Below are 9,344 nucleotides of genomic sequence, written 5' to 3'. Positions count from 1 at the left end.
GAACCTATCATCGGACATTTAAAAACCGATTTTAGGCTGGCAAAAAATTACTTCATGGGAGAAACGGGACCACAAATCAATGCATTACTAGCTGCAACCGCTTGGAACATGAAGAAAATGATGGAACTACTGAAACAGAAAATTATTTTCTTATTTTATAAGATACAAATTATGCTGTTTTCTAATCCTGTTTTTAAAAATAAATTAAATAGTGGGTTTTGTTAAGGAACGACTAGTTACTCAGTATTTTCAAAACAGTTTTGAAGTTTTTTCTGAAGTTGATTTAAAGGGAGGCGTAGCTATTACTTATTGGGATAAGAATCAAAAATTTGATAAAATTGGTGTCTTTTCCTCACATGAATATATTAACAAAATATTGAAAAAAGTTTTGAATTTTAAATCTTTTGAAGCAATTGATAACTTAATTTATACCCAAAATAAATTCGATTTGCAAAGACTTTATGAAGATCACGAAGATTATGAAAAAATAATTGGCAGTAATGGTAGAGAAAAGAGATTGACCACTTCAATTTTTTCGCAGTTACCAATTTTTACTGAAAAATCTACATCTATAACAGATGTAGAAGTATTAGGACTAATTAGAAATATCAGAATCACTCGTTATCTTCCAATTAAGTATTTGGAGGACCATCCAAATTTAAAATTTCATAAAGTTATCTTGCCAAAAAGCAATGGCACTGGAAAATTTGGAGAATTATTATCGACACCTTTAGTGGCAAAACCAAAGAAAGCATATACGCAATCTTTTATTAGTATTGGTGCTTTTAAAAATAAACGTGAAGCAGACGCTTGTCTAAAATATATTAAATCAAAATTTCTTCGAACAATGTTAGGCGTATTGAAGGTGACCCAAGATAATAATAAGGATGTCTGGAAATATGTGCCTTTACAAAACTTCACAAAAAATTCCGATGTCGATTGGAGTAAATCAGTACAAGAAATAGATCTGCAACTTTACAGAAAATATAACCTTACTGAGGAAGAAATAGAATTTATAGAAGAATCAATTAAACCGATGTAAAAAAATAAAAAATTAATGAAAGCTTCATCAGCAAACCTACTCACGGTAATTAAAGGTCCAAAACAGTTTTTTATCCCAATTTATCAAAGAACTTACAGTTGGCAATTAGCACAATGCGACCAACTTTTGAAGGATATTATTCGTATAAGCAAGGACGATAATCTTCAGGGGCATTTCTTAGGTTCAATTGTTTATTTTCAAGAAGATATTCACACCATTTCAGATGTTCCAAAACTTTTGGTGATAGACGGACAACAAAGACTCACGACGGTTTCTTTGCTTATACTCGCTTTAGCACATTTCCTGAAAAATAATCCTGTTGAATTAGATACAAATGCAAATAAACTATTCAATTATTATCTGCTTAATTCAGATGAAGATAATGATTTGAGATATAAATTAATGTTGACCAGAGGGGATAAGCAATCATATATCAATTTGTTGAACGAGATTCCTCAAGAAGACACAATGAATAGAGTTACTGAGAACTACAAGTTTTTTGCCTCAAGAATTAATGAAGAAAATGTAAAAGCCATTTATAATGGTGTTTTGCGGTTATTCATTGTAGATGTTGCTCTTGAAAAAGACAAAGACAATCCACAACTTATTTTTGAAAGTATGAATTCTACTGGTTTGGATCTGTCTCAGGCAGACCTGATCCGTAATTATGTCTTAATGGGGCAAGAGATTGATTTGCAGACCAAACTTTACGAAAATTATTGGTTTCCAATGGAGCAGACTTTTGGTAATGAATATTCAACTCGTTTTGATGGTTTTATGAGGGATTATCTTTCTGTAAAAACTGGTAAAATTCCTAGAATTGGAGAGGTTTACGAAGAATTTAAACTTTATATTAATTCTGATAGATCATCAGAATCAATCGAAGAAAATGTAAAAGACACATTCAACTTTGCCAATCATTATTCTAAAATAGTTTTACGAAAAGAAAAGGATAAAGATTTGCAGGAAATGTTTAGCAATATTTTAAAACTTAAAGTTGATGTAGCATATCCTTTCATTCTGCCGGTGTACAATGATTATGTACATGGATTAGTTTCAAAGGATGATTTTATTTCGATTTTAAAATTAGTTGAAAGTTATGTTTTCCGAAGAGCAATCTGCGGTATTCCAACCAACAGTTTGAACAAGACATTTGGTAATCTCTACAAATCTGTGAACACTGAAAACTATCTCGAAAGTGTGCAAGCATCTTTCCAATTGCTGGATTCATATAAACGTTTTCCAGATGATACAGAATTTGAAAAAGAAATTATTTCGAAAGATGTTTATAATTTTCGGTCACGAAATTATTTGCTGAGTAAACTGGAGAACTTCAAACGAAAAGAGTTTGTAAATGTTGATGAATATACCATCGAACATATATTGCCACAAAATCAAAATCTATCTGAGGAATGGCAGAATATGCTTGGTGAAGAATGGCAAGATATTCAGAAAAAATATCTTCACACCTTGGGCAATCTAACTTTGACTGGATATAATTCTGAAATGAGTGATCATTCATTTGCAAGGAAAAAGTGTATTGAAGGAGGATTTGATGATTCACCTTTAAGATTAAATACTTATTTAAGAACTGCATCCCAATGGACAACAACCGAGATTGGCGAACGTGCAGGCGAACTTTCTCAGAAAGCAACCTTAATTTGGGATAGCCCAAAACTTTCTTCAGAGATTTTAGAAAGATATTTGCAGAAAGACGAAAAAGAAATTGTAACCTATGACTTAGATCATTTTGGTTATTTAGAAGGAGATATTTTAGAATTATATGAATCACTTAAAAAACGAATTTTAAATATTGATTCATCAGTAAAGGAAGAAATCAAGAAACTGTATATAGCTTTTAAATCATCAACCAATTTTGTTGACATAGAGCCACAAAAATCAAGATTGCGACTGATACTAAATATGAAATTTGACGAAATAAATGACCCTTTGAATTTAGCAAAAGATGTTACAGGATTAGGACGTTGGGGTAACGGAGATGTTGAAGTAGGAATTTCAAATATCAATGAAATTGATGACGTGATGGATTTGATTCAGCAGGCTTTTGATGTTCAGGTGGGTGAATAATTAAAAAAATAAATGACTGATCATAATCATCACATTTACAATGTGTTTTATGGTTTAATTTAAGGTCATTAAATAATATATGGAAAAAAAATGTTGGATTTGTGGAGAATTAGCGGATTCCAAAGAACATAAATTTAAAGCATCTGATATTAAAAAAGCATTTGGAAAAAAATTTGAAGCATATTATACTAATGGTGAAAGTTTTCAAAAATTTGAATCATATAAAGATAACATTATTCAATTTCCAAAAATAATATGTATTGCGTGCAATAATGTGAGAACGCGAAATCATGATGACGCATATGATCATTTTGTAAAATACTGCTTTCAGAATCATCCTAAGATTTTGAAAAATCAAATACTAGATTTTGAAGATATATTTGGTGATGAGTGGCTAGAGAAGAAAATTAATCTGTATAGATATTTTGCAAAACATGCAGGTTGTAAAGTTAAGACCTCAAATTTTGAATTTGATTTAACAAATATTGCCAACTTCATTAAGGGAAGAGATGTTTGTGAAGATTTTGTACTAAAATTTGAACTTAAGCAAGCTGTAGAAATACTTATTAAATTATTAAACAGAGAAAATAAATATACACATCTTTATAATGGAGCGACGGTACATTATGGAACCGAAGATTCTCTTACTTTTGGTGGTTGGTTAACAAATAATTATTTAACAACAAATTGGGTGATTGGCAAGAATATTTCTGATGCGGATTATTTAAGAATGTATGAAGAAAAAGAGAGAGTTTTATTAACCGATTGCAAGTTTTCAATGGACACAGAAAACAAAGAAGAAAGCGAATTCACAAAAATGGGGTTTATTAACGAGGTCCATATTGCAGCAGAGAATGGGTACAATATATCCTTGAATGACCGAATAAATTTCTTTGAATGGTTAATCGAAAGCCAATAGCTCTTTGAAAGGCTTATTATTGCTAACAGTACAGGATTTATGATTAAAAACGAATTATCATTCAAAATTTGTCACTTCAAAGTTTGCTCTTTTTTTTACATAGTTTAGCAAAGATTAGTCAGCATGGAACGTCAAAAACCTATCAATATATTCCACTTCAAAATTTTGAATTAGAATCTGATATAGATTGGTCAAAATCTGTAAATGAGGTAGATCAGCGGCTTTACAGGAAATACAACCTTACTGAGGAAGAAATAGAATTTATAGAAGAATCAATAAAACCGATGTAAAAAATAAAAAACAACTTTGGAAACAAAAACAGACCTAAGCGCATTAAACGATAAACAACGAGAAGCCGTAATTAGCGAAAACAAAAGACTTTTGGTTTTAGCTGGAGCCGGCTCCGGAAAAACAAAAACTTTACTTCAAAAACTTATTTATCTTATTGAAGAAAAAGGGGTAAGTCCGTCTAAAATTCTCGCTATTACATTTACAAAAAATGCGACGAATGAAATGTTGGATCGGCTTATTATTTCGGCAGATTCAACTGGAGAATACGAAAAACAACTTTTTGACAAAAGAAAAACAAAAATCGAGAAGGACAAAGAACGTTTTCTTCAACAAAAAAAATATAAATGGATTGATGGATTAACTGTTAAAACCTTCCACTCATTTTGTTATAGTGTTTTGAGAAATGATGGTGTAAATGAATTTGATAATAAATTCAGAATTATTGGAGATGAAAAAAAGGACGAGGAAGACGAACTGTCAAAACATGTTGCACCTGAAACTGTTTTCGAAGTATTTCACAAAATATTAATAGAAAACTGTGAGAATACTGAATGTTTACTAAAGCTAAAGCGGTATATTTTAGACTATATCGTAGATAAAATTCATCTTAAAAAAGATGATAATAACTTCTTTTCAAAAGATGGAAAACATTTTACCACTTTAGATGGCACAAAAGTTCGATCTAAGTCAGAACAGTTTATTGCCGATTGGTTTTATAGACATAGCATAAAATATGAGTATGAACCTGAACTCAACGTAAAAGATTTTTCATTTCATCCAGATTTTTTCGTTCCCGAAGCAAATTTGTATTTAGAACACATCAGCGATTTAAGTTATCCTACCAAAGCAAAGGAAGAACAATTTCAGAAAGGTAAATTGCTTCTTGTAAAAACTTTCGATAGTATGACAAAGGATTCAGCACTTTTTAATCATACTTTGGATAAAGTTATTAAGAATAGATTGCCGTCGGATTATCAAAAAACTACTTTTCTAAATTATAGAGAAGAATTCAACCATTACCATTCTGATGTAAAGGATTTTATCCAACAGGTAATCAGAGTTACTGATATGATTAAAGTTGAAAACATTTTGATTGATACCGTTATGCAAAACGCACTAAAAGATCAACACGAGAGAATTAGAAATTTTTATGAGTTGGCTATACCGATTGTGAAGGGCTTTATAGATTACTGTACAAATAAATCTTATTTAGATTTCAATGATTTAATTTCTAAAAGCACATCCTTGTTTCTACATCATGATGATGTAATTCAGAAATATAGAAATAAATTCGAATATATCTTGGTTGATGAATTTCAGGATGTAAACAATTTGCAGGTTGAACTAATAAAACTTTTACTCACAAACAAAACACAACTTTTCTGCGTTGGTGATGATTGGCAAAGTATTTACGGTTTCAGAGGCTCTAATGTAAATTATATTGTTGAATTTGAGAAGCATTTTGATAATGCTGAGATTATAAAGCTGAATTTAAATTATCGAAGTACTCAGAATATAGTTGGAGCAAGTAACGAAGTCATTAAGCATAACAAATTTAAAGTTGATAAAGATGTTCAAGCTTCAAAAATGTCAGAACATAAAATTGTAGTTTTTTCAGGAAATAATCTTGAAGAAAATATCCAGTTTTGTAGTGAAAAAGTGAATGAGCTACTGAAAGATGGTATTAATAATGATGAAATATTGTTTTTGTACAGGAGAAATAAAATGTTTAGTCCATATTTCAACTTTTTCAAGGGAGAAGGAACAAGAGTACAGGGGAAAACAATTCACGCTTCCAAAGGATTAGAAGCTAAGGTCGTTTTTATTATTGGTTTAACTGAAGGAAATGGTGGGTTTCCTGATATTTGGTTGGAAGACAGGATTTTCCAAATTATCAAAAAAGCTAACCATGATGTTTTGATGGAAGAGGAAAGGCGACTGTTTTATGTTGCAATAACAAGAGCGAAAGACAAGTTATTTCTGATAACCGAAAAAGGAAATGAATCAAGTTTTCTAAAAGAAATCCCAGATGTTTTTACAGTAAGAACTGTCAATCAAATGAAGTCAGTTGTAGAGAAGATTGAAACCTGCAATAAATGTTTTAGTCAGTTGGAGAAGTTATGGGTTGTGTGTCCTTATTGTGGAGAGAAAGTTGACAAATAAAGTTGATAATGAATTGGAAAAAATTTGAATTAAAATACGATAAGAAGGAAAATTGGGCATTCGAACAAATGGCTTATTTACTGTTTTGCTCCGAATTTAATAGTAGGATTGGAATTTTCCGATATAAAAATCAAGCAGGAATTGAAACCGATCCAATTGAACACGATGGAAAATTAATCGGTTTTCAAGCAAAATACTACACAAATTCAATTTCCGAAAGTAAGGAAGATATCATTGACTCTATTAGAAAGGCTAAATCTAAGAATCCAAAACTAACTGATGTTTTTTTTTACGTTAATCAAGAACTATCGGAAAGTTCAAAAAAAAATGAAAAGGCACCAAAATATCAAAAGGAAATTGAACAAGTTAGTAGCGAAGAAGGCATTAAACTTCATTGGCGTGTTCCAAGTCATTTTGAATTACAGTTAGCTTTGCCCGAGAACCGATTTATTAATGATTTATTTTTTAGTATCGATTCTTCAGTTGGAGATTTAATTGATGAAATTTATAAACACAACAAAAAAATATTAAGTGCAATACGTACAGAAATACTTTTTCATGATAAAATATTCAAAATAGATCGTAGCGTTTTAACTGAAAGCATTGTAGATGAGATAAAATTAAACAAAAACATCATAATTTCTGGAGAAGGTGGTTGTGGCAAAACTGCTATTTTCAAAGAGTTTTATGAACAAAATATTAAGAATTTTCCAATCGCAGTATTTAAAGCAAATGAGCTTAATGTAAAACATATTAATGATATTTTCCACTTAGAAAATCATTTTACTTTTTCTGATTTTTTAAATGCTTTTGATAGTGAGCCAGTAAAAGTTTTTGTTATAGATTCAGCTGAAAAACTTGCCGAAATTTCCAATAATGATATTTTATTTAATCTTATTAGTTCTTTATCAGAACGTGGATGGTGCATTATCTTTACAACCCGATATTCCTACATTAATGATATAACTTTTCACATAAAAGAAAATTATAAAATTTCTTATAAAGTAATTGATATACCTCTCGTTGACAGAGTTATAATTGAGAATGTTTTTGCAGAAAATGAACTTTTACTTCCGGACAATTCGAAGTTTGTAGAAAGACTTCGAAATCTTTTTTATTTGAACGAATATATTGAGCAATATCCAAGCATTGACAAACAAGGAAGCTTTAGTGGTTTTATTAAATTGCTATGGAAAAAAAGGATTCAAAATAACGCAATAACAAAAGATAATTTGCATCGTTTACGGGAGTCGTGCCTTATTGATATTGTGAAAATGCGTTGCAATACTGGAAGATTTTATGTCAATGATAAAAACTTGTCAGGTTTAGCTTTATTTAATTTAACACACGACGAAATCGTCAGTTTTGATGATGTCCATAATGGATACTTTATTACACACGATATTTATGAAGAATGGGCATTAGATATGATTGTTTCGCAGAGTTTTGCGAATCACAAGAATATAATTGATTTTTTCAATGAACTAGGCGATTCATTACCAATAAGAAGAGCTTTTAGATTATGGTTATCTGAGCGTTTATCTGAAAATAAAGAAGAAATCAAGAAATTTGTTAAGGAAGCTTTCATTTGCAACGAACTAAGTCAGTTTTGGAAAGATGAATTGTTAATAACAGTTTTACTGTCAGACTTCTCAGAAACATTTTTTGAATTTTTTGAAAATGAAATTATTACGAATAATTTTGAAATACTAAAAAGAATCTTGTTTTTATTAAGAATTGCTTGTACAGATATTTCTTCTGTCGAAAATTTTGAAACAATCAAACCAAAAGGAAGAGGATGGCAAGAAACAATTGCTTTAATATTCAAACATAAATTTTCTTTTTTCGAGAATAATTTAAAAATTATTTTACCTGTTTTAGCTAACTGGTGTAATTATAATAAAACTGGAAACACTACAAGACTTTCAGGTTTACTTGCTTTGGGCATCATTCAGAAAACTGAAACTGAAGAAAATCTCTACATGCATCAAAAAGCGGAGGAAAATATTCTCAATGTAATTTTTAATGCATCAAACGAGCTCAAAGAAGAACTGAAAGAAATATTTGAAAAAGTTGTTGCAAATCAATGGTCAAATCATAATGACCCATATGAAGGTCTTTGTTCAATGATTTTAGAAAAGCCTTATCTAGCACAAGAATTAATAAATAATCTCCCCAAATGTGTAATTAACATTTGCGAAATCTTTTGGAAAAAGAAAGAAAGAGATGATAGCCGTTTTGGATCTAGTTCTTATTCTATGGAAAGTAAATATGGAATTACTGGGAAACATCGTTTTAATTACTTTCCTGCAAGTGCAAACCAAACACCAATTAAATGGTTACTGTATTCGAATTTTTATGCTACATTAGATTTTATTATTAATTTCACAAATAGTGCGATAAAATCATACAGGATTTCAGATTACGGAGAGGATGTTGTTGAAATCATTCTAAATATTGATGATATAGAAGTAAAACAATATTTGAGTAGCAGTATTTGGAATATGTATCGAGGAAATAGTAGCCCAGTAGTTCCATATTTATTACAATCGATACACATGGCCTTAGAAAGTCGTTCCTTAACAAAACCCACTATTTAATTTATATTTAAAAACAGGATTAGAAAACAGCATAATTTGTATCTTATAAAATAAGAAAATAATTTTCTGTTTCAGTAGTTCCATCATTTTCTTCATGTTCCAAGCGGTTGCAGCTAGTAATGCATTGATTTGTGGTCCCGTTTCTCCCATGAAGTAATTTTTTGCCAGCCTAAAATCGGTTTTTAAATGTCCGATGATAGGTTCTATTGCCGCTCTGGTTCTAAATTTTTTGCGCTTTGTC

Annotated in this window: 6 protein-coding genes and 2 pseudogenes; 7 read left to right on the top strand and 1 reads right to left on the bottom strand. The window is 30.3% G+C overall.

The window, feature by feature from the left end:
* The 7 genes and pseudogenes from AP75_RS14365 to AP75_RS13090 all read left to right on the top strand — a co-directional run.
* Positions 1 to 225, top strand: a pseudogene (locus AP75_RS14365) (hypothetical protein); the annotation flags it as partial.
* The gene (locus AP75_RS13115) at positions 212 to 1,042 is read left to right on the top strand and encodes a class I SAM-dependent methyltransferase (protein WP_088264948.1); all 831 of its coding nucleotides are present in this window, start codon (positions 212 to 214) and stop codon (positions 1,040 to 1,042) included. The pseudogene AP75_RS14365 and the gene AP75_RS13115, both read left to right, overlap by 14 nt.
* Positions 1,043 to 1,057: 15 nt before the next feature.
* Positions 1,058 to 3,130 carry a DUF262 and DUF1524 domain-containing protein gene (locus AP75_RS13110; RefSeq protein ID WP_088264947.1) on the top strand — a complete coding sequence of 691 codons (2,073 nt, stop codon included), beginning with the start codon at positions 1,058 to 1,060 and terminating at the stop codon, positions 3,128 to 3,130.
* Positions 3,131 to 3,209: 79 nt separating this feature from the next.
* Complete coding sequence (locus AP75_RS13105; RefSeq protein ID WP_031501886.1) at positions 3,210 to 4,049, top strand: hypothetical protein; 840 nt, start codon at positions 3,210 to 3,212, stop codon at positions 4,047 to 4,049.
* 68 nt (positions 4,050 to 4,117) lie between these two features.
* On the top strand, positions 4,118 to 4,339 hold the full coding sequence (locus AP75_RS13100; RefSeq protein WP_084186048.1) for a type II restriction endonuclease: 222 nt from the start codon (positions 4,118 to 4,120) through the stop codon (positions 4,337 to 4,339).
* A 16-nt stretch (positions 4,340 to 4,355) separates the two neighbouring features.
* Complete coding sequence (locus AP75_RS13095) at positions 4,356 to 6,503, top strand: ATP-dependent helicase (protein ID WP_088264946.1); 2,148 nt, start codon at positions 4,356 to 4,358, stop codon at positions 6,501 to 6,503.
* An 8-nt stretch (positions 6,504 to 6,511) separates the two neighbouring features.
* Positions 6,512 to 9,103 (top strand): P-loop NTPase family protein, encoded by a 2,592-nt coding sequence (locus tag AP75_RS13090; protein ID WP_088264945.1) that lies wholly within the window; start codon positions 6,512 to 6,514, stop codon positions 9,101 to 9,103.
* Here AP75_RS13090 and AP75_RS14360 read toward each other — a convergent pair.
* Positions 9,083 to 9,344, bottom strand: a pseudogene (locus AP75_RS14360) (hypothetical protein); the annotation flags it as partial. The gene AP75_RS13090 and the pseudogene AP75_RS14360 overlap by 21 nt on opposite strands.

It is taken from the genome of Kaistella haifensis DSM 19056, assembly GCF_000735695.2.
Lineage (GTDB): Bacteria > Bacteroidota > Bacteroidia > Flavobacteriales > Weeksellaceae > Kaistella > Kaistella haifensis.
This window is presented reverse-complemented; position numbering and strand designations above follow the sequence as displayed.

Coding starts and splice junctions, on each gene's coding strand:
- AP75_RS13110 (WP_088264947.1), top strand. CDS start 1,058: ATGAAAGCTTCATCAGCAAACCTACTCACGGTAATTAAAGGTCCAAAA.
- AP75_RS13105 (WP_031501886.1), top strand. CDS start 3,210: ATGGAAAAAAAATGTTGGATTTGTGGAGAATTAGCGGATTCCAAAGAA.
- AP75_RS13090 (WP_088264945.1), top strand. CDS start 6,512: ATGAATTGGAAAAAATTTGAATTAAAATACGATAAGAAGGAAAATTGG.